Here is a 25405-nt window from a genome sequence, read left to right on the forward strand (position 1 = left end):
GCGAGGATGGCCGGCGATGGAGGGCGGCGCCTCAGGTGAGGCTGCCGAGAACGGTGACCTCGGCCTGCCCGTCCCGCGCCGCCGCCAGGATCGCGGCGTCGGCGATGCCGAGGAACAGACCGTGCTCGACGACGCCCGGCACGGCCCAGAGGGCGGCGCCGAGGGCCTCCGGATCAGGAATCGCTCCGAGGCGCGCGTCGAGGATGTAATGGCCTCCGTCGGTGACCAGGGGCTTGCCATCCGTCAGGGCGCGCAGCCGGACCTCGCCGGAGCAGCCGGTCCCGGCGATTGCGGCCTCGACGGCCCGGTGCGTGGCCTTGAGGCCGAAGGGATTGACCTCGATCGGGAGCGGGAAGGCGCCCAGCCGCGCCACGTGCTTGGCCGCGTCGGCGATCACCACCATGCGATGGCTCGCGCAGGCGACGATCTTCTCGCGCAGGAGTGCCGCGCCGCCGCCCTTGATCAGGCGCAGCCGGTCGTCGACCTCGTCGGCGCCGTCGATGGTCAGGTCGAGCTCGGGCTGCTCGTCCAGGGTCGCGAGGCGGATGCCCAGGCCCTCGGCCTGCGCGCGCGTGGCCTCGGAGGTCGGGACGCCGACGATGTCGAGGCCGGCGCGGACGCGCTCGCCGAGGAGCGCCACGAAGGCCGCCGCCGTGGAGCCCGTGCCGAGGCCGAGCCGCATGCCCGGTTCGACGAGGTCGAGGGCGCGGGCGGCGGCGGCCCGCCTCAGGTCCGGCCCACTCACCGGGACACGGCCCGGTCGGCGAGGGGGAGCGAGGGAGCGCGGGTCATGGGCAGCCGGTCTTTCCGTGGGCGTCGGGCGGCCCCTAGCACGGGACCGGGCCGACCGGAACGCCCCGCCCGCACGGCCGCGTCACGGACGGCCGCCCTGTGTCGGGGTGGCGCTGGCGCCCGCGCGACCCGGGGCCGGACCGGTCAGCGGCGCGTCGGACGCGCCCTCGGCGCCCGGCTTGCCCTGCTGGGTGCAGACGACCTGCTCCTTCTTCACCAGCACGAAACAGATGCTCATCTCGCCGGTGCGGTAGTTCACCCGGAAGACGCCGGCCTCGCGGGTATGCCGGCTCGCCACCAGCCCGTATTCGGACGGGGTCTGCGGCCCGGCGCCCTCTCCCGATCCGAAGCAGACCGTCTGGCCGATGCCGCCCGCCGATTCCTGGAGGCCGTACTGGCAGGAGGTCACCTCGCCGGTCACCTTGTCGACTCGGTACATCCGGTTCAGGTCGGTCTGCGGGGCGGGCACGAACTCGAAGGAGGTCGCCGCCGCCGGCAGGGCTTGCAGCGCGGCGCAGGCGGCCAGGAGGGGCAGGAAGAGTTTCATCGCGGGTCCCGGGGCTGGTACGCGCTGCGTTTCGCTGCGCTTTCGGGCGAGTCTGGGGCGCCCGGTGAGACGATCCGCGCATCCGCCGTGCCGCGCCGGTCGGCTTGCCCCGGGTGCCCGGCCCCGATAGCGACGCCGTTCGAGATCCCGCCGAGCACGGAACCGCCAAGGCATGTCTACCGAATCGACGCGCAAGCCCCCGATCGCCGTTTTCGACCTGGACGGGACGCTCGCTGAGACCGCGGGCGACCTTATCGGCACCCTCAACGTGCTGATGAAGCGCGAGGGATTGGCCGAGCTGCCCCTCTCGCAGGCGCGCGGGCTGATCGGCGCCGGCGCCCGGGCGCTGATCCGGCGGGGTTTCGAGGCCGAGGGCCGGCCACTCTCCCCGGAGGACCACGACCGGCTGTTCGACGCCTTCATTGCCCATTACGGGGCGCACCTCGCCGACACGTCCCACCTCTTCCCGGGCGTCGTCGAGGCGCTCGACGCCCTCGAGGCGGCGGGTTTCCGGCTCGCGGTCTGCACCAACAAGTACGAGGGGCAGTCGGTCGAGCTGCTGCGCCTCCTCGGCATCGGCCACCGCTTCGCGGCGATCTGCGGTCGGGACACCTTCCCGCAGTCGAAGCCCGACCCCCGCCACCTGACCGGCACCATCGCCCGCGCCGACGGCGATCCGGCCCGCGCGGTGATGGTGGGCGATTCCCGCACCGACATCGACACCGCCAAGGCCGCCGGGATCCCGGTGGTGGCGGTCACCTTCGGCTACACCGACCGCCCGGTCGCCGAGCTCGGGCCCGACTGGGTGATCGAGCACTTCTCGGAGCTGGTCGAGGCGGTCGGCGCGCTCGTGCCGGCGGCCTGACCTGTCAGCGCAGCCACGCCTTCAGGCGCCGCGCCGCCTCGCGGCACTCGGTCTCCGAGCCCGCGAAGGAGAAGCGGACGTGGTGGTTGCCCACGTCCGGATCGAAATCGAGGCCCGGCGTCGCCGCGACGTGCGCCTCGTCGAGCATGCGCCGGCAGAAGTCCGAAGCGTCGTTGGTGAGGTCCGAGACGTCCGCGTAGAGGTAGAAGGCGCCGTCGGCCGGGTGGACGCGGCCGAGGCCGAGGGCCGGCAGCGCGTCCAGGAGGATCGCGCGGTTGCGTGCGTAGCCGTCGCGAACGGCGTCGAGTTCGTCCGTCGCGTCGAAGGCTGCCAGGGCGCCGACCTGCGACAGGTACGGCGCGGAGATGTAGAGGTTCTGGGCCAGCCGCTCGATCGGGCGGACCAGCGCCTCCGGCACGACCATCCAGCCGACGCGCCAGCCGGTCATGCAGTGGTACTTCGAGAACGAGTTGATCACGACCGCGTCGGGGTCGAAGCGCAGGGCCGTGACGGTGGGCTCGCCGTAGCTGAGGCCGTGATAGATCTCGTCGGAGATCAGCGGCAGGCCGAGGCCGCGCGCCGCCGCGCAGAGATCCTGCAGGGCGCCCTCCGTGATGACTGTGCCGGAGGGGTTCGCCGGGCTCATCACCAGTGCCCCGGAGACTGGCGCGCGGGCGTGGGTCTCGCGCAGCAGGGCGGCGGTCGGCGCGAAGCGGTCCTCGGCGCGCAGCACCATCGGCGCCGGCACGAGGTCGAGGGCGGCCAGGATGCTGCGATAGGCGGGATAGCCGGGCTGCGGGACGGCGACCCGGGCGCCGGAGTCGAACAGGCTCATGAAGGCGAGGATGAAGCCGGCCGAGGATCCGGTGGTGATCACCACGCGCTCCGGGCTAACCGCGACGCCGTGCCGCTCCGCGTAGTCCCGGGCGATGCGGGCGCGCAGGGACGGCAGGCCCAGGGCCTCGGTGTAGGGCACGCGGCCGGTCGCGAGCGCCCCCTGCGCGGCCGCGATGACCGCCCGGGGCGCCGGCGCCGACGGCTGGCCGACCTCCATCCGCACCACGTCGCTGCCGGCCCGCGCCTTGGCGGCGGCGGCGGCCATGACATCCATCGCGAGGAACGGCTGGACGGCGGCGGCGCGCCGGGAGATCGGGATCATGGGGTCTGCTCTGAGCCGGACGACGCTGGAGCCTCCGGGGGTTAGACGCTCCCCCTTCCCGCCTCAAGCCGGCGGCGCACGCCGCCCTCGCCGCGGGAATTGACCGGACGCCGCGAAAACGCCTAACCCAGCCCCTACCGCTCGCGCCACGCGCGGGCCGCCCCGCCGCGCAAGCGAGGATCTATGCCCTTCATCCGCCCCCTGCCCGCGCTGGTCCTGGCGCTCGGCCTCGTCGCCGTCCCGGCCCTCGCGCAGACCGCGACGCCCCCCGCCGCGCCGTTCACCGACGCGCAGCGCGCCGGCATCGAGGCGATCGTCAAGGACTACCTGATCAAGCATCCCGAGGTGCTCCAGGAGGCCCTCGCCGAGGCCGAGAAGCAGCAGGCCGAGACGCAGCGCCTGGCCCAGGCCGCCGCCCTCAAGGAGTCGCGCGAGGCTCTCCACAACGGTCCCCACGACGTCGTTGCCGGCAACCCGTCGGGCGACGTCACGCTGGTCGAGTTCTTCGATTACAATTGCGGCTACTGCCGCAAGGCCCTGGGCGACATCCAGGCGCTGATCAAATCCGACCCGAAGCTGCGGGTGGTCATCAAGGACTTCCCGGTCCTCGGCCCGGAATCGCTGGAGGCCAGCCAGGTCGCCGTCGCGGTGCGCCAGCAGCTGAAGGGCGACAAGCTGTTCGAGTTTCATCAGAAGCTTCTGGAAACCAAGGGCCGGGTGAACGGCGCCCGGGCGATCCAGGTCGCCAAGGACATGGGCGTCGACACGGCCAAGCTGCAGAAGGACATGGCCTCCCCCGAGGTGAAGGCCGCGCTCAGCGAGAACCGCGGCCTCGGCGACCGCCTGGGCCTGTCGGGCACGCCGGCTTTCATCATCGGCGACGAGGTGATCCCGGGCGCCGTCGGCGTCGAGCCGATGCGCAAGACCATCGCCGACGTGCGCCAGTGCGGCCACGCCTCCTGCTGAGCTGACGGATCGGGCCGAGGAACCCCGAAGGCGGTCCGCGCAGCCTTGTCGCGCCGGGGCGCCTTCGTCTAAGAGCCGCCAGCCGCAGGGCCGCGGTGGGGTCCAGGGCCGAGCCCGGATGGACGCACCGACGTGCCGCGAGACGAAGTAGGCCGGATGCCAAAGAACGACGCCATCGATCCCGAGCTCGTGCGCGAGCTCGCCAACCTCGTGACCGAGACCGGCCTGTCCGAGATCGAGGTCGAGAAGGGCGACCTGCGCATCCGCGTGGCGCGGCGGCTCGAGCCCGTGAGCGTGCAGGTCGCGGCGCCCGCGCCGCTCGCGGCCGTCGCCCCGCCTCTGGTTTCCGCGCCCGCCGCGTCGTCTCCCCTCGCCCCGGCCGAGCCGGCCCGCGCGCAGCCCGGCACCGTGCCCTCGCCGATGGTCGGAACCGCCTATCTCCGACCCTCGCCCGACGCCAAGGCCTTCGTGGATGTCGGCTCGACGGTCGCGGTCGGCGACAAGCTGTTGCTGATCGAGGCGATGAAGACCTTCAACGAGATCGTGGCGCCCCGCGCCGGCACGATCAGCGCCATCTTCGTCGAGGACGGTCAGCCGGTCGAGTTCGGCGAGGCCCTGCTCGTCATCACCTAGGACGTCCGCCGGGCGCCCGCCGCCCAGTCCCGGACGACGCCGCAACACGAGAGGATAGAGCATCCTGCGCGGTCCGGGATCGCCAGGACGCCCTAACGGGTCCGATGTTCGACAAGATCCTGATCGCGAACCGCGGCGAGATCGCCCTGCGCATCCTGCGGGCGGCGAAGGAGCTCGGGATCGCTACCGTGGCGGTCCACTCCACCGCCGACGCGGACGCGATGCACGTGCGCCTCGCCGACGAGAGCGTCTGCATCGGGCCACCGGCCGCCCGCGACAGCTACCTCAACATCCCGTCGATCATCGCGGCCTGCGAGATCACCGGGGCCGATGCCGTGCATCCCGGCTACGGCTTCCTGTCGGAGAATGCCCGCTTCGCCGAGGTTCTGGCCCATCACCAGATCGGCTTCATCGGACCCAAGGCGCAGCACATCCGCACCATGGGCGACAAGATCGAGGCCAAGCGCACGGCGCTGAAGCTCGGCATCCCCTGCGTGCCGGGTTCCGAGGGCGGCGTCGACGACATCGACACGGCCAAGCGCGTGGCTGCCGGGATCGGCTACCCCGTGCTCGTCAAGGCGGCGGCCGGCGGCGGCGGCCGCGGCATGAAGGTGGCGCGCTCCGAGGCCGAGCTGGAGCAGGCGATCGGCATGGCCAAGTCCGAGGCCAAGGCCGCCTTCGGCGACGACGCGGTCTATCTCGAGAAATATCTGGAGAAGCCCCGGCACATCGAGGTGCAGGTGCTCGGCGACGGCCGCGGCGGCGCCGTGCACCTTGCCGAGCGCGACTGCTCCCTCCAGCGCCGACACCAGAAGGTCTGGGAGGAAGGCGGTTCGCCGGCCCTCAACGAGTCGATGCGCGCCGAGATCGGCGGCATCTGCGCCAACGCCATGAAGGAGCTCGGCTACCTCGGCGCCGGAACCATCGAGTTCCTCTACGAGGACGGACGCTTCTACTTCATCGAGATGAACACCCGCATCCAGGTCGAGCATCCGGTCACCGAGATGATAACCGGGATCGACCTCGTCATCGAGCAGATCCAGGTCGCCTCGGGCGGCCCGCTCTCGGTGAGCCAGGCGGACATCAAGGTCGAGGGCCACGCCATCGAGTGCCGGATCAACGCCGAGCACCCGGAGACCTTCCGGCCGTCGCCCGGTGAGATCACCCACTACCACACCCCCGGCGGCCTCGGCGTCCGCGTCGATTCGGCCGCGTTCCAGGGCTATCGGATCCCGCCGAACTACGATTCGCTGATCGGCAAGCTGATCGTCCACGGCCGGACCCGCAACGAGTGCCTCATGCGGCTGCGGCGCGCCCTGGACGAGTTCGTCATCGACGGGATCGACACGACGCTGCCGCTTTTCCGGACGCTGGTCCGCAACCCGGACGTGCAGAACGGCCTTTACGACATTCACTGGCTGGAGCATTTCCTGGAAGACGGCGGCATGAAAGCCTGACCGGACCTGGGCGGGGCTGCGGCGAGCGCGGCGCGCGCGGGATCTGGTCTTCGCGCCGTCCGCGCGCGACATTCACGGCATGCACGACACCGCCCGCGTGGACATCACCCCTGAGATCCTGCTGAAGGCCTACGCGGCGGGCATCTTCCCGATGGCGGAGGATGCCGACGATCCCACGCTCTACTGGGTCGAACCCAAGGCGCGCGGCGTTCTGCCCCTCGACACGTTCCGCGTTCCCCGGCGCCTCGCCCGGACGGTCCGGTCCGACCAGTTCGTGGTCCGCTGCGACACCGATTTCGACGGGGTGATCGACGGCTGCGCGGCGCCCCGGCGGGACAGCGAGCGCACCTGGATCAACGGGCGGATCCGCGAGCTCTACGGCGCCCTGTTCGATATCGGCCACGTCCACACGGTCGAGGTCTACGCGGGCGCGGACGGCCGGCTCGTCGGCGGCCTGTACGGCGTCTCGCTGGGGGCGGCCTTCTTCGGCGAGAGCATGTTCCACGAGGTCCGCGACGCCTCGAAGGTCGCCCTCGTCCACCTGATGGCCCGCCTGCGCGCCGGGCGCTACCGGCTCGCCGATACCCAGTTCGTCACCGACCACCTGTCGCAGTTCGGTGCCGAGGAAGTGCCGCGCCACGTCTACAAGCGCCGCCTTGCCGAGGCCCTCGATCAGGTCGCCGACTGGAACGTCTGGCCCGGCGACGGTTCGGTTCCGGGTACGCGGGTCCTCGAGGCGCTCGAAGCTCCGGATCGCCGTTAGTGCAGTGACGCGGGCCGGTGGCCGCTAGCGCCGACGCCGGTGGCGGTAGCCGGTCGAGAACGAGGCGTATTGACGGCCGCGCACGGACCGGTAGCGTCGACGCCGGCTGGTGCTGGCCTCGACCGTCTCCTCCACCTGCGGGATCGGCTCGGCCATGGCCGCCGCGGGCGTCGCCGCCATGGCGACCGCCGTATCGGCCGAGGCGTAGCCCCCGGCGACGTTCTTGGCCGCCGGTCCGAACATCGCGAGACACTGGTTGTAGGCGAGGTCGTTCTTGAGACGCTCGCATTCACCGATGGAGCGCGGTGTCCCCTGCGCCAGGGCCGGCAGGGGCGCGAGCAGCACGACGAGAGCGGCCAGCGGCTTGAGGCAGAGAGTCGGGCGGTGCACGGAGGGGGTCTCGAGCGGCGACGGCAGGCTTGTGATCCCCGAGTGCGGCAAAATCGAGGGTCGGCCTCAGCGATCGGGCCGCTCCATCCACCGGATCAGCGGCATCAGTGGGAAGATCCACGCGATGCCGAGGATCGAGTAGATCACCGCCTGCACCGCCGCCGGCGTCTCCGAGATGCGGCTATCGGCCAGGGTCATCGCCAGCGGCCCGTAGAGGCAGACGAAGACCAGGATGGCGAGGGTGCCGATCAGGGTCCGGGTGCGGCGGCGCATTGCTGTGTTCCTGGACCGTGCCTTCGAACAGTGCTCCTGGTCCCGCGGGCAGCGCCGCGGGCTCGGACGGGCGACGGCTACCGACCTAGAACCCGGTTGGCAACGCGCCCGCTGACGCGGGCTGCGGCGCCGGCGCCGTTGATGGGCGACCGGACATCCCCTAACCCGGACACCGCGGGGAGCATCCCGGTCTCCGCGGAAGGGACGTGCATGGACATGAGCGGCGCGGGCGACCGGCGGTCGGGGGCGGTGCGAGCCTGGCTCTACGTGGTCGCGGCCCTGGTGGTCGCCATGGTGGCGGTCGGCGGCGCGACGCGGCTGACCGGGTCCGGCCTGTCGATCACCGAGTGGCGCCCTGTCACGGGCGCGATCCCGCCGCTCACCGAGGCCGACTGGGCGGCCGAGTTCGCCAAGTACAGGGACACGCCGCAATACAACATCCTCAACCAGGGGATGGGGTTGTCGGCCTTCAAGGTGCTGTATGGCTGGGAATGGGGCCATCGCCTGCTCGGCCGCGTGATCGGCCTCGTGTTCTTCCTGCCGCTGATCGTGTTCTGGTGGCAGGGCCGGATCAGCCGGCGGCTCGGCCTCGGCCTGCTCGGTCTCGGCGCGCTCGGCGGCCTCCAGGGCGCCATCGGCTGGATCATGGTCGCCTCGGGCCTCCAGCCCGGCATGACGGCCGTGGCGCCGCTCAAGCTCGCCCTGCACCTCACCACCGCGAGCCTGATCCTGGCCGGGCTGGTCTGGCTGGCCGCGGGCCAGCGCCCCGGCGTCCTGGCGCCGGCCCCGGCGCGCCTGCGGGCGACCGCCCTGCTGCTGCCGATCCTCGTCCTAGTGCAGATCTTCCTCGGTGGCCTCGTTGCCGGCTCGCATGCCGGCCTCGTCTACAACACATGGCCGACCATGGACGGCCATCTCGTCCCGCCGCTGGACAGCCTGTTCGCGATCCGGCCGTGGATCGAGAATTTTATCGACAACCACGCCTTGGTTCAGTTCGACCACCGAGTGACGGCCTACCTCGTCTTCGTCGTGGCGGTGCTGCACGCCGTCGACGCCCGGCTCACCGGCCCGAAGAGCGCGGCTGGGCGGGCCACGGGGGTCGTCATCCTCGTCCTCGCCCAGATGGCGCTTGGGATCGCGACGCTGCTCCTCGCCGTGCCGCTCTGGGCGGCGCTCGCGCATCAGGTGCTCGCCATGGCGGTGCTCACGATGGCCACCGTCCATGCCCGCCTCGGCCGGGGATCCGGCCTGGTCGAGCCCGCAGCCGCCGAGCCGCCGCTGGGCTTCGAGGGGCTCGCCGCCGGCCGCATCTAGGCTCTCGTGCGGTGCAGCGACCTTGCTGCGCCGCACGAGACTTTTACCGCTTTCAGTGGAACCTTGGGATAACTCCCCATCAGCAATCTGCACATGGAACGACTAAGACTTCTCAAGCTTTAAGCTGCACGCGTGGCAGGAGGCTTCAAGATGTCTCTCGCGGAGGATGGTCGACCGCTCTCCCTGACCTGGCACTACACGCCGCGGGAGATCATGGCGGATGGCGTGATCCACGGTCTCGGCGTGGTGCTCGGCCTCGCCGGTGCCGTTGCCCTGGTGGCGACCGCGGTCACGGCGCATCTCGGGCTCGGCGAACGTGCGGCCGTTGTCGTGTACGCCACGGCCCTCGTCCTGATGCTCGGCGTCTCGGCCGTCTACAATCTCTACCCTGTGAGCCCGCGCAAATGGCTCCTGCGCCGCGCCGATCACGCGCTGATCTACCTGATGATCGCCGGGACCTACACGCCGCTGGTGGCCCTCGTCGGGTCGGGCCCGCGGGCCTACGCGCTCCTGGCGATGATCTGGGTCGTGGCCCTCATCGGGATCGCCGTGAAGCTGTTTCTGCCGGGCCGGTTCGACCGCCTGTCGATCGGGCTCTACCTGTTGCTCGGCTGGAGCGGGTTGTTCGCCTACGAATCAGTGATCGCGGCGCTTCAGCCGACCGCCCTGTGGCTCTTGGGAATGGGCGGAGCGCTCTATTCGATCGGCGTCGTGTTCCACATCTGGCGGACCCTGCCCTTCCAGAACGCGATCTGGCACGGCTTCGTCCTCGCCGCCACGGCCTGCCACTACGGGACGATCTGGGCCAGCCTGAACGGCTCGCCGATGACGTAGCGTTGGGATCGATTGCGATCGTGCGCGTAAAATTCCGGTTACCGTCCTGATGGAAAGGTCGAGACGCGGCGACCTGCTTTAAGTTTCCTGCGACCACGGGTGCACCACAACCTGGGGACTGATATTCCCGGGAGCTGGACCGTGGTCCCGAAGACGAACGACTCTGGCATCGCTCAGCGTTACCGGATCCTGCACGTGTTCCGCGCGCCGGTGGGCGGCTTGTTCCGGCACGTCATGGATCTCGCTCGCCTCCAGGCGGCCGCGGGGCACCATGTCGGTCTCGTCTGTGATTCCAGCACCGGCGGCGACCGCGCTGCGGGCGCCCTGGCGGACCTGGTGCCCTGCCTGGACCTCGGCCTTGTCCGGCTGCCGATGCGCCGCAATCCGCATCCGTCGGACTGGTCCTGCCTCCGGGCCGTGGCGCAGAGGGCCGCGGAGGTCGGCGCGGAGGTCCTGCACGGACACGGCGCCAAGGGCGGGGCCTATGCCCGGCTCGCCGCGGCGGGTCCGGCGATCCGCGCCTACACGCCGCACGGCGGCAGCTACAATTACCGGCCGGGCAGCCCGCTGCACCGCCTCTACATGGGTGCCGAGGCGGTGCTCGCCCGCCGCACCGACGCGTTCCTGTTCGAGAGCGAGTACGTCGCCGGCCGCCATCGGAGCTTCGTCGGCGGTCCCGAGCGCGTGACGCGGATCGTGCACAACGGCATCGCCGAGGCCGAGTTCGCGCCGCTGGACCGCGTCGCCGAGCCCTTCGACCTGCTCTATGTCGGCGAGCTGCGGGAGGCCAAGGGCCTGCCCTACCTGCTCGAGGCCCTTGTCCGGCTGCGGGCCGAGGGCCGGGCGCTGCGCCTGCTCCTCGTCGGGTCGGGACCGGATGCCGAGATCCTTCGCGACACCGTTGCGCGGCTCGGCCTCGCCGACGCGGTGGCGTTCGAGCCGCCGCAGGCGATCCGCTCCGTGCTCGCACGCGGGCGGATCCTCGTCGTCCCGTCGCTCGCGGAGTCGCTGCCCTACGTCGTGCTGGAAGCTGCCGCGGCGGCGCAGCCCCTGGTCGCCACTCGGGTCGGCGGAATCCCGGAGATCTTCGGCGCGGCCGCGCGCGACCTCGTGCCGTCGCGCGACCCGGCGGCGCTCGTGGAGGGGATCCGACGGGTCCTCGACGCCGCGCCGGAGGCCCTGGCCGAGCGGACGCAGAGTCTGAGCGCCTCGATCCGGCAGCGCTTCTCCCTGGAACGCATGGGCAGCGAGGTGATCTCCGGCTACGCCGCGGCCTTCGAGGCCCGCGCGGAGCGCCGCGATCCCGCACCGCGCGCGATCGCCGGGGCCCGGACCGCCTGACGACGAGACCAGCAGCAAGAGGAACGGGGGCCTGTGCGCCGCGGTGGAAAAGGCGGCGGCGCCCGCGCTCTTAAATGTTCCCACAACGCCCCGTGCCAAGGTTTCGCCGAGGCAGCAACCGCAAGGCTCGGGGGGAGCCGATCGATGAGCGCGTTCGACATTCGCGATCTTCTCGAGGCCGCCGTCCCGATGGAGGCGTCCTCGACCCCGGCCACGAGCAGCGTGCCCCTCGCCGAGACCGCCGTCCCCGGCCCGACGGCGATCTCGCCCGTCGTGGTGGCCGGTCTGGTGCGCGGGCTGGAATGCGCGCTCATCTTCGGCTTGGGCGCATTGCTGCACGTGCTGATGCTCCGCGGCCGCGTCCCGTTCGGGCTGACCTACGCGGGCGCGATCGGCATGATCGCGGTGATCACCGTGACGCTGATCCAGGCGTCCGGCGGCTACCGGGTCGCCGCCTTCCGGAGCTTCTTCAAGACCGCCGTCCGGCTGATCGCTGCGTGGTCGATGACGTTCCTGATGGTCGCCGCCGGCCTCGTGCTGGCCAAGGTCGCCGACCACTACTCGCGCCTCTGGCTCGCGACCTTCTTCGGCACCGGCCTCGCGATGCTGCTGGTCGGCCGCTTCGTCCTTTTCCGCATCATCGATGCCCAGACCCGGGCGGGACGGTTCGACCGGCGCACCGCAATCGTGGGCGGCGGACAGCCCGCGGAGGACCTGATCGCCGCCCTGGAGACGCAGAGCGAGAGCGGCATCCGCATCGTCGGGGTGTTCGACGACCGCAATGCCGATCGCTCCTCAGACGTGGTGGCGGGGCACCCAAAGCTCGGCAACGTCGACGACCTCGTCGCCTACGCGCGGCACGCCCGGCTCGACCTGATCGTCTTCACGATCCCGATCACCGCGGAGGCCCGGATCCTCCAGATGCTCGCCAAGCTCTGGGTCCTGCCGATCGACATCCGCCTCTCGGCGCACGCCGCAAAGCTGCGCCTGCGCCCGCGCAGCTACTCGTATCTGGGCTCCGTCCCGGTGCTGGACGTGTTCGACCGTCCGATCGCCGATTGGGACGTCGTGGTGAAGGCGCTGTTCGACCGCTGCGTCGGCTTGATGATGCTGCTGGCGCTATCGCCGCTCATGCTGGTCATCGCCCTCGCGGTCCGGCTGACATCGCGCGGGCCGGTGCTGTTCCGGCAGAAGCGCCACGGGTTCAACAACGAGCTGATCGAGGTCTACAAGTTCCGCTCGATGTACGTGGATCAGTGCGATGCCGGCGCGACCAAGATGGTGACACGGGGCGATCCCCGGGTCACGCCGGTCGGGCGCTTCATCCGGAAGACCTCGCTCGACGAGCTACCGCAGCTGTTCAACGTGCTCAAGGGCGATCTCTCGCTGGTCGGGCCGCGCCCGCACGCGTTGCAGGCCAAAGCCGCCAACACACTCTACGACCAAGTGGTCGACGGCTACTTCGCGCGCCACAAGGTGAAGCCCGGCATCACCGGATGGGCGCAGGTCAACGGCTGGCGCGGCGAGACCGACACCTCAGAGAAGCTGCAGCGGCGCGTCGAGCACGACCTCTACTACATTGAGAACTGGTCGGTGCTGCTCGACCTGCAGATCCTGCTGACCACGCCGTTCGCGCTGTTCAAGACCGAGAACGCCTACTGAGCGGAAGGGCCGGCACCGGAGCGGTGCCGGCCGGAAGCCCGCTACGGCAGCGCGCCGGCCTTCTCCTTGGCCTTCAGGATCGTGTCGCGGCAGCCCTGGGCGTCGCCGGCCTTGTCCTGCTGGCGCGCCTGGGCGACCAGCTTCTTGGCCTCCTCCACGCCCGAGGCGGTGGGCTTCACGGCGGCGTCCGACTTGGTGAGCGCCGGCGGCGTGTCGAGGGCCTTGGGCGAGTTCGAGGACGTGGTGCCGCCGGGCGGGGTCGTGCCGGTCACCGAGGCGGCGCCGGCACTGTCGAGCCGCCGCTGCAGCGTGTCGACCTCGTCGGAGCACGGGGTCGCCAGGGCCGGCGTGGCGGCCGCCAGGGCCAGGGCTGCGACGGCGAAACGGATGATCATCGAGACGAGGCTCCACGGTGTCGGGATGCGGCCGGCGCCGACCCCTCATGCGTGAGCGGGCGGTGATGCGCCGGTGCGGCTACCGGGGAGACGCCGGGCGAAGGGGCCCGTTCCCGAGACAGGAGGCCGCATGCGGCCGCTCCGGAACGCGACGGGCGCCCCGCGCGGCCCTCTGGCCGCGGGAGGCGCCCGCCTCTCGACATGCTGACGGATCAGTACTTCCGGATGATCGGCTCCGGCGACATCGGCACAGGGTCGGCGCCGAAGGCGTAGCGGATGCCGGCGTAGACCGAGAAGGGCTGCGCCAGGGTGGTGGTCCGCGGATCGCTGATCCGCAGGTTGCCGGCCACCGCGCCTGGCTCGGCGTAGGTGCCGAACGTGGTGTAGCGGTTGTTGGTCAGGTTGGTGATGAGGCCGAAGACCTCGAGGTTCTTCGTCACCTGATACTTCGTCTGGAAGTTCAGAACGTAGTAGGGCGGCAGCTTGCGGTTCAGGTTCGACTCGTCGCCGCGGAAGTAGGACGAGGAGAAGGCCTGGAGGTAGAGGCCGAACTGCCAGTTGGGCGTGACGAAGTAGTCGAACCCGGCCTTGATCTGGTGGGTCGGCACCAGCGGCACGACGTTGCCCTTGCGGACCTGGATCGCGCCGTCATCCGCGAGCGGGTTGTTGGGCGACGACAGGGTGCCGTTGAACTGGAAGGTCGCGTCGACCAGCGCGTAGTTGGCGTAGACCCGCAGGTAATCGGCCGTGTACTCGCCGCCGACCTCGATGCCCTGCCGCTGCGTCGACGGCACGTTGACGAAGTAGGCGCGGGCGGTGTTGCCGGGGGTGGCCAGCGACAGGATGTCGTTGGCGAGATCGGTGCGGAAGGCGCCGATCTTGTAGGTGATGATGCCGCCGTCATAGGTGTTCGGCAGCTGGCCGCGGAAGCCGACCTCGTAGGTCCGTCCGGTGACCTGCTTGAGCGGCGGGTCGGCCACCAGCGAGTTCGGCAGCAGGCACGGCCGGTCCGGGTTGGCGCAGGCCAGCTCCAGCGGGGTCGGGGCGCGGTTCGACTCCGAGTAGCTGCCGTAGAGGTTCAGCGCGTCGAAGAACCGGTAGGTCAGGCCGGCGACCGGGTTGATCTTGTTGAAGTAGTGCGTGCCGGTCACGTCCGGCGAGAAGCCGGTCAGGTCCTCGCTCTGGATGCGCGCGAAGTTGAGCCGGGCGCCGGCGGTCAGCGACAGCCGGTCGGTCACGTCGAGCGTGTCGAGGGTGTAGAGACCCATGTAGAGGTTGGAGCCGTTGACCGAGCTCGGCGCGATGCCGAGCGCGCCGGCGGTCCGTAGCTGCGGCGTGCCGAGGCCCGGGACGTTGCCGTAGAACGGGTTGCTCGGGTTGGTTGTGATCGACAGATCCGGGTTGATGACGCCGAGCGTGCTGGACGACTTGAAGCCGTAATTGGCCGCGTCGATGCTGCCGCCGACCACGAAGGTGTTGGACAAGCCGAAGATCCGGTCGCGGTTGGCGGCCTGGAGCGAGCCGCCGAAGCCTGTAGCTTCCGTCCGGGTCGTGTCCAGCGTGCCGTACGGGATGCCCGCCCGGAACGGGATGCGCTGGTTTTGCTGCCCCAGGATCAGGAACTGGTTGCGGAAGGCGAGCTGCGACTGTCCGGCCGCCGGGCTGAACCCGTCATCCTCGAAGCAGAGGTTGCCGCGGAAGCTGGAGCGTGTGCTGCAGTTCTCGAAGTTGCCGTCGTTGCCGTCGACGTAGGTCTGGCTGAAGCGGCGGAAATAGGCGTTGCCGGCGAGGTCCCAGGTCGGCGAGATGTCGACCCGGCCGGTCAGCTGGAGCGTGCCGACCTCGGTGGTGGTGGTCTGCGGGAAGGTGAAGATCGCCCGCGGGTCGCGGTGGGTGAAGTCCACCGGCGTGGCCGCGGCCGCGCCGAAGAAGCTGCGGGCGGCGAGCCCGATCAGGTGGAACTCCGCATCCTGCGAGCGGTAGCCGATGTCACCGTAGAGACGGCCGATCGTGCTCGGGCTCTCGTAGCGCCAGCCGCGGTCGTTCAGGCCGTCGCCGGTGAAGTAGACGCTCCACGGGCCGGAGACCTTGCCGTACTCGAGATAGCCGGCGGTGCGCGCGTCCGAGCCGCCCCAGGCCGAGATCTCGGTGCCCTGCCAGGTGAAGCCGTTCTTCATCTGGATGTTGACCGCTCCGCCGAGCGCGTTGAGGCCGAAGACCGGGTTGCCGGTGACCACGTCGATGCGCTGGATTGCCTGCGGCGGGATCAGGTCGAAGTTGACGATGTCGCCGAAGGCCTCGTTGATGCGCACGCCGTTCTGATACACGGCGAGGCCCTGCGGCACGCCCTGCACGGGCGAGGCCGTGAAGCCGCGGTAGGTGATGTCGACGCGGTTGTTGTTGCCCTGCGAGTCCGAGACGTTGATGCCGGGCGTGCGGCGGGCCAGCGTCGTGGTCAGGTTGTCGCTGGCGCGATCGATCGTGATATCGCTCGCCGTGACCGATTCGACGGTGCTGGGGATCTTGTAGAGCGGCTGCTCGGAGCCGCGCAGCCGCACGCCGGTGCTCGGTCCCAGGGAGCCGGCCGGCGGCACCGGTCCGGGACCGTTGAAGATCTGCGCCTGGCTCGAATTTCCGCCGCCGGACCCGACCGGCGACGTCGAGACGACGCTGATCTCGCCGAGCGTGACCGATTGCTGAGCCTGCACCGCCGCCGGGAGAACCGTCCCGGCGAGAACCGATGCCGACGCGACCAGGCTGCTCCGAAGCGCCCGAAGTGACATCCCCAACCCCCTCAAACCCAAACACGTGCTCGTGACTGCCGAGCTTGGGTCTTTCTTGGCGGGTGCCGGGAACGCGCACAATTGGTTCAAGAACACGTGAGACGCGTTTCGGCCTCATTTCCGGGCCGCGCCGACCGAAGCCGCCGCCACGTGGTTAAACAGCAACAGTTTCGGTAAAGATTTCAGGCACTTAAGGATATTTCGGCAATCTGCCCGGGATAGTTTGGCAATGATCGCTGGCGCGGGGTCAGAGCCGCGCCTGAATCAGGCGCGCGATCTCGCCGAGCCGCTGCTCGAGCAGCTGCGGAACCTCGCAGACATAGGTCAGCGACTGGCTTCGCTCCTGAAAGATCCGGCGATCCCAGGCGAACTTCGTCTCCAGCTCGGACTGGTCCTTCGGGAGTTCCGTGGCGTCGGAGGCGCTCGGCGCGTCCTTCACCTGACTGATCTTGTCGGCCTCGTCGCGGATTCGCTCGGCCATCCGGCGCTGGCCCTGCGCGTAGCGCGCGATGCCACCCACCACCTTGTTGCGCTCGCCGTTCAGCACCTCGAACACGCCGGCGTAGACGCGGGTCAGGGCCTTGTCCTTCGCGTCCTTGTCGGAGCCGAACTTCTCCGCGAACGTGTCGAGGAGCGGGCCGACCTGCGAGAGGTCGGTGCGGCGCGACGCGATCTTCTGCGCCAGGACGGCGGCGTCGTTGTCGCTGCCCCAGTCGCCGGCGGCCTCCACGTCGGGGCCGGTCCAGAATTGGCCGGGGCTAAGTGTGGCGACCTTGCGCTGGACGCAGGGCCAATCCGGATCCTGCTTCGGCTGCGCCAGGGCGGGACCGGCGAGGATCGCGAGCCCCAGCGCCGGGCCGACGATGCGGGTCAGGAGGACGTTCATTGGGCGGACTCCATCAGGTGTTGTCGCCGGCCGGGCCGCCGCGCCGGGCCATGATGCCGCGGCCGGGGTCGTAGGCGACCACCGCCATGCCGAAGAAGGCGAGCCCCACGCCCAGCACCACGGCGCAGGCGACCGGCTCGAACTGGAGGTAGAGGGCGTAGCGGACGAGCTGGACCGCGTGGCTGAACGGGTTCAGCTCGCAGATCCAGTAGAGGGTCTCGGAGGATTCCCGGATCCGCCACAGGGGGTAGAGGGCCGACGAGGCGAAGAACATCGGGAAGATCACGAAGTTCATCACGCTGGCGAAGTTCTCGAGCTGGCGGACCAGCGAGGACAGGAACAGCCCGATCGCCCCCAGCATCAGCCCCGTGGCCAGGAAAGCCGGCAGGGCCGCGAGGTAGCCCAGCCACGGGATGTCGCTCTCCCAGAAATACGCCACGGCCAGGAACGCGTAGGCCTGCACGATCGACACGGCGACGCCGGCGATCAGCTTGGCGAGCAGGAGCAGCCACCGCGGATAGGGCGAGGTGAGCAGCACCTTCATCGAGCCGACCTCGCGGTCGTAGACCATGGACAGCGACGATTGCATGCCGTTGAACAGCTGGATCATCACGGCGAGGCCCGGGACCACGTAGACCTCGTAGAGCACGTAGGTCTGGTAGGGCGGCTCGATGGACACGCCGAGCGTGTTGCGGAAGCCGGCCGCGAAGATGAACAGCCAGACCAGCGGCCGGACTAGCGCCGAGAAGAACCGCTCCTTCTGATTGAAGAAGCGCAGCAGCTCGCGGCGGACGATGCCGCCGAGGCAGATCAGGTAGCCGACCGCGTCGAGGCGGCCGATCCGCGCGGCCTGGCCGCGCGGCGGGGCGGTGCCGATCCGGGTGGCGAGCGGTGTCGGGTTCGTCATGCCGCCGCCCTCCCCGGCTCGGCGACCAGGCGGCGGAACGCGTCGGCGAGCGCCTCGCCGGGCCTGCCGATCCCGCCGGCCCGGCCCCGGGCGACGATCCGGCCCCGGTGCAGCACCACGGCGTCGTCGTCGTCCGCGATCTCCTCGAAGATGTGGGTCGCCCAGAGCACCGACAAGCCCTCCTCCCGCACCAGGGCGCGGACGATCGCCACGATGTCGGCCCGCGACTCGAGGTCGAGGCCGACGCTGGGCTCGTCGAGGAGCAGCAGGTCCGGGCGGTGGATCAGCGAGCGGGCGATCTCGATCCGGCGCGACTGGCCGCCCGAGAGCGTGCGCACCTTGTCGTGGCGCCGGTCCGCCAGGCCGACGCGGTCGAGCAATTCGCCGACACGCACCTTGGCGGGACGGCGGGCGATGCCGTGCAGGCTCGCGTGGTAGAGGAGGTTCTGCTCGACGGTGAGATCGGTGTCGAGGGTCCGGGCCTGGAACACGACGCCGAGCCGCGCCAGCGCCCGGGACGGCTCGCGATCCAGGGCGTGGCCGAAGATCGAGACCCGTCCGGTCTGGTTGTTGTAGAGCCGGGTGATGACCGAGAACAGCGTCGTCTTGCCGGCGCCGTTCGGCCCCAGCAGCGCGGCGAAGTGGCCACGCTCCACCGTGATCGAGACGTCGTCCAGCGCGGCGCGGGCGCCGAACTTGTGGCCGACATGCTCGATCAGGAGGGCCGCCGGCTCGGTCGCGCTCATCGGCCCAGGACCTTCCGGGCGTCGGAGACGGCGTCGAGGCACTCGTCGAACTCGCCCTCCTTCTGCTCCCGCTCGGCCACCCGCAGGGCCTTCCTGAGCTTCGGCACCGCCGTCTCGGGCGGGTTCAGGGCGAGGGCGTCGCGGATCATCGTGATGCCCTCGGCGCAGGACGCGGCGTCGTCGGCCGCGAGGGCCGGGCCGGCGGCGAGGAGGCAGGCGGAGAGGAGGAGGAGGCGCATCACTTCACCGTCAGCGTGCCGGTCATGCCCTTGGACTCCAGGCCGTGCACCGACCACGTGTAGGTGCCGGGCTTGATCGCGACGAACTCGATGGCGATCTCGCCGGGATCGTCGAACTCCAGGTGATCGGGTGGGCCGCCGCCGTGGATCTCCTTGTGCTCGATCACGATCTGGTTGAACCAGATGTAGCGGAAGAACTCCGGCGCGTAGAATTTGTATTCCTGGCGCCCCTTGGCGACGATCCGTAGCCGGTAGGCCTTGCCGGATTCCAGCGTGATGTCCTTGTTCTCGACCACGAAGTCGTTGCCCTGATCGTCGCCCAGGACGAGGTCGGGCAGGTTCTCCCGCTTCTTGGTCAGGTCGAGGGCACTGGCCGGTGCCGCGGCGAGCAGCCCTGCCAGGCCGAGGGCCGCCGTTCGAAACATGCGTGTCATGTCGTGTTCCACCCTAGGGCCGCGTCGCGCGCGGCCGTCCTCGCTCGGCGCCCGGAGGTCGCGCGGATCAGTTCGGCGAGATCGCCACGCCCCAAGGCAGGAGCCCGACCGGGATGCTCTTCACCACCTTCTCGGCGGCCACGTCGATCACCGAGACGTCGTTAGAGGTACCGTTCGTGGTGAAGAGCTGCTTCTGGTCAGGCGTGAAGGCCAGCTGCCAGACCCGCTGGCCGACCGGCAGATACTTCTCGACCGCGTAGGTCTTGGCGTCGATCACGGCGACGCGGTTCGCCGGCCCGAGGGCCACGAAGGCCTTGGATCCGTCCTTGGTGATCCGGATGCCCACCGGCTGGATCGCCTCGTCGTTCACGCCCGGGATCTTGAAGGCGATCTTCCTGATCACGCGGCGCTGGGCGACGTCGATCACGCTCACCGTGCCGCCGACCTCCGCCGAGACCCACAGGAACTTGCCGTCGGCGGTGAACTCGGCGAAGCGCGGCCGGGCGTCGACCAGCACGTTGTCGATGACCTGGAATGTCTTCGTGTCGATGAAGTGGGCCATGTTGGTCGTCTCGGAGGTGTTGACGAGGATCTTCCCGTCCGGCGACAGGCCCATCCCCTCCGGCTCGACGCCCACCGGTACCTCGGCGAGCACCTTGTTCTTCTCGATGTCGATGATCGTGACCTGGCTGTCGTCCTCGTTGGCCACGTAGAGCGGGTTCCCGGAGGCGTCGAGGATGAACTGCTCCGGATCCGGCCCGGAGCGCAGCGAGCGCACCACCTTTCCGGAACCGGTGTCGAGCACGTCGATCCGGTCGTCGTCGCTCGCGCAGACGAACAGCTCCTTGCCATCCTTGGAGACGGTCACACCGCGCGGGCGCCGCCCGACCTTCCACGTCGCCGTCACCGCCATCGTGTTGGTGTCGATGACGCTGACCGAGTTGCCCTTCTCGTTCGTCACGTAGGCGGTGAAGGCGGCGGCCGGCCCGCACAGGGCGAACCACGCACCGAGGGCGACCCCACTCAGACATGCCTCGACGCGGCGGCTCATACGGTTTCCTTCCCTTGCGACGGCCCGGCGCCCTGGGCGGACGTTCTCGGGGGACATTTGTAGTGCGATTTCCGCGCGTTGCGAGGGCCTTGGCCGCTCGCCATCGCCGCAGGCCGCGGGTTCACTTGAACTTGCAGGTGGTCTCGGGGAGGTCGACGCCCAGCGTGTCGAGGGGCGTGCGCTGGTGCAGGAAACCCTGCTCCGGCGCGACGGAGACCAGCGCCTTCGGCTGTACCACGATGATCGCCTGCCGGAGCTGGTGGTCCCAGGGCCGGAAGCTCAGCGGCACGCCCTTGTAGGCCGGCAGCGTGAAGGCGGGCTCGACGAGGTACGGGGCGATCACGGCTGGGTCGTTGGTCTTCTTGGCCGTCACGGCCTCGCCCACCGTCCGCACCGCGGCCCAGACCTGATAGTCCAGCGGGCGCATCAGCCGGGAGGCGAGCCGCCGGAACCGGTTCTGGGCCTGCGCGGCGCCCCAGGTCTCCAGCACGGGGGACCAAGTCGTCGGCGTCAGCGCCTGCGTGCCGCCGACGGGGCGCGGATCGACGGTGCGGTAGGGCACGTAGTCGCCCCAGTCGCCCTCCTCGTCGGCCACGATGGCCATGTCGTAGTCGAGGCCCCGGGTGAAGACCATCGCCTCGGCGCGGGTCGGCGTGTCGCCGCGCGCCTTGGCGAGGGGGCCGAAGGTCCAGGGCTTCTCGGCGGTGATCTTAAGCGCGAACTTCCGCGCCGAGTTGCGCATCGCGTCGGCGTAGGCCTTGTCGGCGTCGGTCGGGCCGACGATCAGGAAGAGCTTCCGCCAGCGCATCACGGTCAGGTACTGCGCCAGGGCGTCGGTGAGCATCGCCCGCGACGGCAGGATGTGGAACACGTTGGCCCGGCACTCGGCGCCGCGCAGACGATCGTCGGACGCCCCCGCGTTGAGCACGACCGCGCCCGTGTCCTTGACGGCGTCGGCCACGGCCAGAACCGCGTCGGCGGGGAGCGCCAGGACCAGGTAGCGCACGCCCTTGCCGATCAGCTCCTTGGCCGCCGCCACGGCGTCCGGCTTGTCGTCGGTCAGGGCGACCTCGTCGAGGACGTAGGTCTGCTTGGTGAAGCGGCCGGTGGTGTTGTTGTCGGCGATGCCCATCTTGGCACCGGCCAGGCCCTCGTCCTCCGGCGCCGCCTCGGCATCGTACGAGGACGGGGCGGGCTGCGGCCGGTAGATCAGGCCGACATGGGTCTCGAGCGCCTGCGGAGCGGCGGCCTGGGCCGGCTGCGCCGCCGCGGCCGGCGCCGGGTCCTCGGCCCGCGCCGCCGCCGGGGCGATGGCGAGCGCGACGGCGGCCGCGCGCAGCCAGGACGGGCGCGTCTTGTGCCGGAGGGCCGTGTCGGGTGCAGGATGGTGCATGCGCGCGGCCTCTATCAGCTTCCGCTCAGGCCGCTCAACCGCGGCGTCTCGTCCCGACGTTCACGTTACCGTCGTGGGATAGGCGGGCGCGGAAGTACATTGCCAAATTGTCCCTTCGCCCGACCTATGGCGGGAACGATGCCGCCGCCTCGGGCGGTCGCACGCCTCGAGAGGAAGCTCCCGCCGATGCGCCACACGTCTCTCCGCGCCGCGCTCGCCTGCGGCGTCGTCCTGTGGACCGCCCTGCCCGGTGCGGCCGGCGCCGCCGAGAAGGCCGCCGTCTTCCCGGTCGAGCTGTTCGATCCCGGTGCCGCCTACGGATCCCGGACGCGGCCGGTGGACGCCCGGAAGCTCGCCCTCGTCACCGACGAGTTGCGCAACGCCCTGCGCGACAAGGCCGGTCTGGAGATCGTCGATACCGCGCCCAAGGCCGACGTCGTGGCCAAGGAGGGGCCGCTCTACAAATGCAACGGCTGCGCGGCCGACATCGCCAAGAGCCTGGGTGCGGACCTCGTCGTGACCGGTTATGTGGAGAAGGGGTCCGGCCAGATCTTCAACCTGAGCGTCGCGATCGCCGAAGCCGATACCGGCAAGGTGGTGCGCGGCGGGCAGGTGACGATCCGGGCCGACACCGACGATACCTGGGCGCACGCGATGCGTTGGGTGGTCAAGAACCGCCTGCTCGCCGAGCGGCTGCCCGGGAAGTCCTGAGACGGCCCGTTCAAGTTCGAGTGTTTCGTGCCCGCGTCCACCATCCAGCAAGATCCCCTGCCCCGGCTCCTCGTCAGCGTTCGCGATCCGGCCGAGGCCGAGGCAGCCCGCCTCGCCGGCGCCGACCTGATCGACGCCAAGGACCCGGAGCGCGGGGCGCTCGGCGCCCTGGACGAGGACGTCGTGCGGGAGATCGTCGCCCGCGTGTCCGGCGGTGCCGCGACGAGCGCGGTGGCCGATCCGGCGGCCGGATCCGTCGCCGCCCTGGCCCGGACCGGCGTCGACTGGGTGAAGGTCGGTCTACGTCCTGCCGAGATCCGGGACGCGGCGATGCTGGCCGATCGCGTCGCGGCCGCGCCGGGCCGGCTGATCGCCGTGCTGTTCGCCGAGGACGGGCCGGCGGCCCCGCACGTGCCCGCCCTGGCGGCCGCCGGCTTCGCCGGCGCCATGATCGACACTGCCGGCAAGACCGGCGCCCGCCTGCCCGACCTCGCCGCCCCCTCGGACCTCTCGGCCTTCACCTCCGCCTGCCGGGCGAACGGCCTGATGAGCGGCCTCGCCGGGTCGCTGCGGGTCATCGACATCCCCGGCCTCTGCGCGCACCGGCCGGATTACCTCGGCTTCCGCGGCGGCCTGTGCCGGGACTTCGACCGCCGCAACGGCATCGATCCCCTGCGCGTGGCCGAGGCCCTGCGCGCCCTGCGGCCGAGCCGGCAGGACGCGGCGTGACGAGCGTCATCAAGATCGGCGGCAGCCTCGAGGCGGATCCGCATCGCCGCGGCGCCCTGCTGGAGGCGATCGGCGACGGCACGCACGGGCGCTGCATCGTGGTGCCGGGCGGCGGCGCCTTCGCGGACGCCGTCCGGGCCGCGCAGGCGCGGGAGCGCTTCGGAGACGCCGAGGCCCATCGCCGGGCGCTCGACGCCATGAGCGACGCGGCCGGCATCTTCCGCGGGATCGAGCCGCGGCTCGTGCAGAGCCTGGAGCCCTGGGCTGAGACGGCGCCCGCGCGGATTCGGGTCTGGAACCCGCGCGCTCTCCGAGCCGGCCACCCGGACATCCCGGAGACCTGGGACGTCACCTCGGACAGCCTCGCCCTCTGGCTCGCCGCGCGGGTCGGGGCGGAGCGCTGCGTCCTGGTGAAATCCGTCGATGCGCCGCCGGGCGTCGACCCCGCCGCGCTGGCGCGGGACCGGATCGTGGACGCAGCCTTCCCGGGCTTCGCGGCATGTTTCGGGGGTACGATCGAGGTCTGGGGACCGCACCGCCGCGTCGCGGTCGAGACGAGGGCCGCCGCGTGAGCACCGCCGAGCACATCGTCTTCGTCACCGGCCGCCTCGCCCGGGCGCGGCTCGAGAAGGTCGCGGCGGGGCTCCCGCAGACCCTCCACTGGAGCATCGCGGATGCCGGCGTGAAGGTCGCGGCGCTGATGACCGAGGAGATCATCCGCCGGCGGGTCGTGCTGCCCGAGGGCGCCACGCGGATCGTCCTGCCGGGCCGGTGCCGGGCCAATCCCGAGCACCTCGCGGCGCATTTCGGCGTCCCGGTGGAGCGCGGACCCGACGAGGTGGTCGACCTGCCGGCCTGGCTCGGCCTGACCGCCCGCAAGGTCGACCTGTCCCGGCACGACCTCCGGATCTTCTCGGAGATCGTGGACGCGTCGAAGATGAGCGTCGACCAGATCCTCGCCAAGGGGCTCGATCTCGCCGGGCGCGGCGCGGACGTCATCGATCTCGGCGGCCTGCCCGATACCCCGTTCCCGCACCTCGAGGATTCCGTGCGGGCGCTGAAGGGCGCCGGCCTGAGGGTCAGCGTCGATTCCTTCTCCCGCGAGGAACTGGTCCGGGGCGCCGGCGCCGGCGCCGACTTCCTGCTGAGCCTGAACGAGGAGACCCTCGATCTCGCCTTCGAGACCGACGCGGTGCCGATCCTCGTGCCGATGCGGCCGGACGACCTGCCCTCCCTCGATCGGGCGATCGAGCGCATGCTCAAGGCGGGGCGGCCGTTCCTGGCCGACCCGATCCTCGAGCCGATCCACCACGGCTTCGTCGACTCGATCGCGCGTTACCGCGACACCCGCGCCCGCTGGCCCGAGATCGACATGATGATGGGCACCGGCAACCTCACCGAGCTGACCGAGGCCGATTCCCTGGGCGTCACGGCGCTGCTCGTCGGGATGTGCTCGGAGCTGTCGATCCGCAACGTGCTGATCGTGCAGGTCTCCAACCACACCCGCCGCACCGTCGAGGAGCACGACGCCGCCCGGCGGGTCATGTACGCGGCCAAGGCCGATTCGGCGCTGCCGAAGGGCTACGGCCGGGCGCTCCTCGCCCTTCACGACAAGCGCCCGTTCGTGCAGACCGCCGACGAGATCGCCCAGGCCGCCGCCGAGGTGCGCGACCCGAATTACCGGATCGTGATCGCCGAGGACGGGATCCACCTCTACAACCGCGACATCCACAGGGTCGGCACCGACGCGATGGCCTTCTTCCCCGACCTCGACGTGGCGAGCGACGGCGCCCACGCCTTCTATCTCGGCGCCGAACTCGCCAAGGCCGAGACGGCGTGGCGGCTCGGCAAGCGCTACGTTCAGGACGAGGCCCTCGACTGGGGCTGCGCGGCCGACGCCGACGTCGAGGATGCCACCGCCTTCAAGAAGGCCGGCCACACCCGCCATTCCGGACCCGACGCGCCCCCGCCCGGGACCCGCGACGCGCGCCTGGCCGGCCCCGAAGCCGGCGCGAGCCCGCCCGAGACCGTCCCGGAGGCCGCGGCGCGCGCCGCGGCCTCCCCCGAGCGCCCCCAGGACCCGCCGTCGAAGCTGGTCTGCGGGCGCCTCGTCCCCGCCGACAAGGCGTGAGGCC

General features: G+C 70.7%; 27 protein-coding genes. 13 read left to right on the forward strand and 14 right to left on the reverse strand.

Annotated features, from left to right (window positions below; translation table 11 throughout):
- Nucleotides 1–31 precede the first annotated feature (31 nt).
- Nucleotides 32–745, reverse strand: a complete 714-nt coding sequence (gene rpiA / locus BLW78_RS03670) for a ribose-5-phosphate isomerase RpiA (RefSeq protein WP_020092105.1) — start codon at nt 743–745, stop codon at nt 32–34.
- A gap of 129 nt (nt 746–874) precedes the next feature.
- A complete protein-coding gene (locus BLW78_RS03675) occupies nt 875–1339 on the reverse strand; it encodes a hypothetical protein (RefSeq protein ID WP_020092104.1) in 465 nt (154 codons plus the stop codon).
- Nucleotides 1340–1511: 172 nt separating this feature from the next.
- On the opposite strand from BLW78_RS03675, the gene gph reads away from it, so the two are divergent.
- Entirely contained in the window at nt 1512–2204 is a 693-nt protein-coding gene (gph, locus tag BLW78_RS03680) for a phosphoglycolate phosphatase (RefSeq protein WP_091676751.1), read from the forward strand.
- Nucleotides 2205–2208: 4 nt separating this feature from the next.
- Here gph and BLW78_RS03685 read toward each other — a convergent pair whose 3' ends face one another.
- Complete coding sequence (locus BLW78_RS03685; protein ID WP_091676754.1) at nt 2209–3363, reverse strand: pyridoxal phosphate-dependent aminotransferase; 1155 nt, start codon at nt 3361–3363, stop codon at nt 2209–2211.
- Nucleotides 3364–3546: 183 nt separating this feature from the next.
- Here BLW78_RS03685 and BLW78_RS03690 point away from each other — a divergent pair, with 183 nt between their 5' ends.
- The 4 genes from BLW78_RS03690 to aat all read left to right on the forward strand — a co-directional run bounded on the left by BLW78_RS03690 (nt 3547) and on the right by aat (nt 7182).
- Nucleotides 3547–4329: a DsbA family protein gene (locus BLW78_RS03690; protein ID WP_020092101.1), complete on the forward strand. Its 783-nt coding sequence runs from the start codon at nt 3547–3549 to the stop codon at nt 4327–4329.
- A gap of 156 nt (nt 4330–4485) precedes the next feature.
- Nucleotides 4486–4962, forward strand: a complete 477-nt coding sequence (gene accB / locus BLW78_RS03695) for an acetyl-CoA carboxylase biotin carboxyl carrier protein (protein WP_091676757.1) — start codon at nt 4486–4488, stop codon at nt 4960–4962.
- A gap of 104 nt (nt 4963–5066) precedes the next feature.
- On the forward strand, nt 5067–6419 hold the full coding sequence (gene accC, locus BLW78_RS03700) for an acetyl-CoA carboxylase biotin carboxylase subunit (RefSeq protein ID WP_091676759.1): 1353 nt from the start codon (nt 5067–5069) through the stop codon (nt 6417–6419).
- A 79-nt stretch (nt 6420–6498) separates the two neighbouring features.
- Nucleotides 6499–7182 carry a leucyl/phenylalanyl-tRNA--protein transferase gene (gene aat, locus BLW78_RS03705; protein WP_020092098.1) on the forward strand — a complete coding sequence of 228 codons (684 nt, stop codon included), beginning with the start codon at nt 6499–6501 and terminating at the stop codon, nt 7180–7182.
- Between the two features lie 24 nt (nt 7183–7206).
- Here the strand turns inward: aat and BLW78_RS03710 are convergent, their stop codons facing one another.
- Nucleotides 7207–7572 (reverse strand): hypothetical protein, encoded by a 366-nt coding sequence (locus BLW78_RS03710; protein ID WP_020092097.1) that lies wholly within the window; start codon nt 7570–7572, stop codon nt 7207–7209.
- Between the two features lie 66 nt (nt 7573–7638).
- On the reverse strand, nt 7639–7845 hold the full coding sequence (locus BLW78_RS03715; protein WP_012319661.1) for a DUF2842 domain-containing protein: 207 nt from the start codon (nt 7843–7845) through the stop codon (nt 7639–7641).
- Between the two features lie 210 nt (nt 7846–8055).
- Here BLW78_RS03715 and BLW78_RS03720 point away from each other — a divergent pair, with 210 nt between their 5' ends.
- From BLW78_RS03720 to BLW78_RS03735, 4 genes are all read left to right on the forward strand, one after another.
- Nucleotides 8056–9159 carry a COX15/CtaA family protein gene (locus tag BLW78_RS03720; protein WP_091676762.1) on the forward strand — a complete coding sequence of 368 codons (1104 nt, stop codon included), beginning with the start codon at nt 8056–8058 and terminating at the stop codon, nt 9157–9159.
- A gap of 150 nt (nt 9160–9309) precedes the next feature.
- Nucleotides 9310–9993, forward strand: coding sequence for a PAQR family membrane homeostasis protein TrhA (locus BLW78_RS03725; RefSeq protein WP_020092095.1), 684 nt, complete (start codon nt 9310–9312; stop codon nt 9991–9993).
- Between the two features lie 141 nt (nt 9994–10134).
- Nucleotides 10135–11334, forward strand: coding sequence for a glycosyltransferase family 4 protein (locus tag BLW78_RS03730; protein ID WP_091676765.1), 1200 nt, complete (start codon nt 10135–10137; stop codon nt 11332–11334).
- 144 nt (nt 11335–11478) lie between these two features.
- The gene (locus BLW78_RS03735; RefSeq protein ID WP_091676768.1) at nt 11479–12996 is read left to right on the forward strand and encodes an undecaprenyl-phosphate glucose phosphotransferase; all 1518 of its coding nucleotides are present in this window, start codon (nt 11479–11481) and stop codon (nt 12994–12996) included.
- 41 nt (nt 12997–13037) lie between these two features.
- Here BLW78_RS03735 and BLW78_RS03740 read toward each other — a convergent pair whose 3' ends face one another.
- The 9 genes from BLW78_RS03740 to BLW78_RS03780 form a co-directional block, all read right to left on the reverse strand.
- The gene (locus tag BLW78_RS03740; protein ID WP_091676771.1) at nt 13038–13391 is read right to left on the reverse strand and encodes a hypothetical protein; all 354 of its coding nucleotides are present in this window, start codon (nt 13389–13391) and stop codon (nt 13038–13040) included.
- A gap of 212 nt (nt 13392–13603) precedes the next feature.
- Nucleotides 13604–16174, reverse strand: coding sequence for a TonB-dependent receptor (locus BLW78_RS03745; RefSeq protein ID WP_091676773.1), 2571 nt, complete (start codon nt 16172–16174; stop codon nt 13604–13606).
- A 247-nt stretch (nt 16175–16421) separates the two neighbouring features.
- The gene (locus BLW78_RS03750) at nt 16422–17060 is read right to left on the reverse strand and encodes a hypothetical protein (RefSeq protein WP_091676777.1); all 639 of its coding nucleotides are present in this window, start codon (nt 17058–17060) and stop codon (nt 16422–16424) included.
- A gap of 13 nt (nt 17061–17073) precedes the next feature.
- The gene (locus tag BLW78_RS03755; RefSeq protein WP_020092089.1) at nt 17074–17967 is read right to left on the reverse strand and encodes an ABC transporter permease; all 894 of its coding nucleotides are present in this window, start codon (nt 17965–17967) and stop codon (nt 17074–17076) included.
- A complete protein-coding gene (locus BLW78_RS03760) occupies nt 17964–18713 on the reverse strand; it encodes an ABC transporter ATP-binding protein (protein WP_091676780.1) in 750 nt (249 codons plus the stop codon). Before BLW78_RS03760 ends, BLW78_RS03755 begins: the two co-directional genes overlap by 4 nt.
- On the reverse strand, nt 18710–18952 hold the full coding sequence (locus BLW78_RS03765) for a hypothetical protein (RefSeq protein ID WP_091676782.1): 243 nt from the start codon (nt 18950–18952) through the stop codon (nt 18710–18712). Before BLW78_RS03765 ends, BLW78_RS03760 begins: the two co-directional genes overlap by 4 nt.
- Entirely contained in the window at nt 18952–19386 is a 435-nt protein-coding gene (locus BLW78_RS03770; RefSeq protein ID WP_081636452.1) for a cupredoxin domain-containing protein, read from the reverse strand. Before BLW78_RS03770 ends, BLW78_RS03765 begins: the two co-directional genes overlap by 1 nt.
- 67 nt (nt 19387–19453) lie before the next feature.
- The gene (locus BLW78_RS03775; protein WP_091676784.1) at nt 19454–20437 is read right to left on the reverse strand and encodes a YVTN family beta-propeller repeat protein; all 984 of its coding nucleotides are present in this window, start codon (nt 20435–20437) and stop codon (nt 19454–19456) included.
- A gap of 121 nt (nt 20438–20558) precedes the next feature.
- Entirely contained in the window at nt 20559–21830 is a 1272-nt protein-coding gene (locus BLW78_RS03780) for an ABC transporter substrate-binding protein (protein WP_091676787.1), read from the reverse strand.
- A gap of 186 nt (nt 21831–22016) precedes the next feature.
- On the opposite strand from BLW78_RS03780, the gene BLW78_RS03785 reads away from it, so the two are divergent.
- Genes BLW78_RS03785 through BLW78_RS03800 form a run of 4 tightly spaced genes read left to right on the forward strand, consistent with a single transcriptional unit; the run spans nt 22017 to nt 25401 of the window.
- Nucleotides 22017–22541, forward strand: a complete 525-nt coding sequence (locus tag BLW78_RS03785) for a DUF3280 domain-containing protein (protein ID WP_091676790.1) — start codon at nt 22017–22019, stop codon at nt 22539–22541.
- A gap of 27 nt (nt 22542–22568) precedes the next feature.
- Nucleotides 22569–23270, forward strand: coding sequence for a (5-formylfuran-3-yl)methyl phosphate synthase (locus BLW78_RS03790; RefSeq protein WP_091676793.1), 702 nt, complete (start codon nt 22569–22571; stop codon nt 23268–23270).
- A complete protein-coding gene (locus tag BLW78_RS03795) occupies nt 23267–23842 on the forward strand; it encodes an amino acid kinase family protein (RefSeq protein ID WP_091676796.1) in 576 nt (191 codons plus the stop codon). Before BLW78_RS03790 ends, BLW78_RS03795 begins: the two co-directional genes overlap by 4 nt.
- Nucleotides 23839–25401 carry a DUF6513 domain-containing protein gene (locus BLW78_RS03800; protein ID WP_091676798.1) on the forward strand — a complete coding sequence of 521 codons (1563 nt, stop codon included), beginning with the start codon at nt 23839–23841 and terminating at the stop codon, nt 25399–25401. The genes BLW78_RS03795 and BLW78_RS03800 overlap by 4 nt, the downstream gene beginning before the upstream one ends.
- Nucleotides 25402–25405: the final 4 nt, after the last annotated feature.

This window comes from Methylobacterium sp. 275MFSha3.1 (assembly GCF_900108435.1).
In the GTDB taxonomy this organism is placed as follows: domain Bacteria; phylum Pseudomonadota; class Alphaproteobacteria; order Rhizobiales; family Beijerinckiaceae; genus Methylobacterium.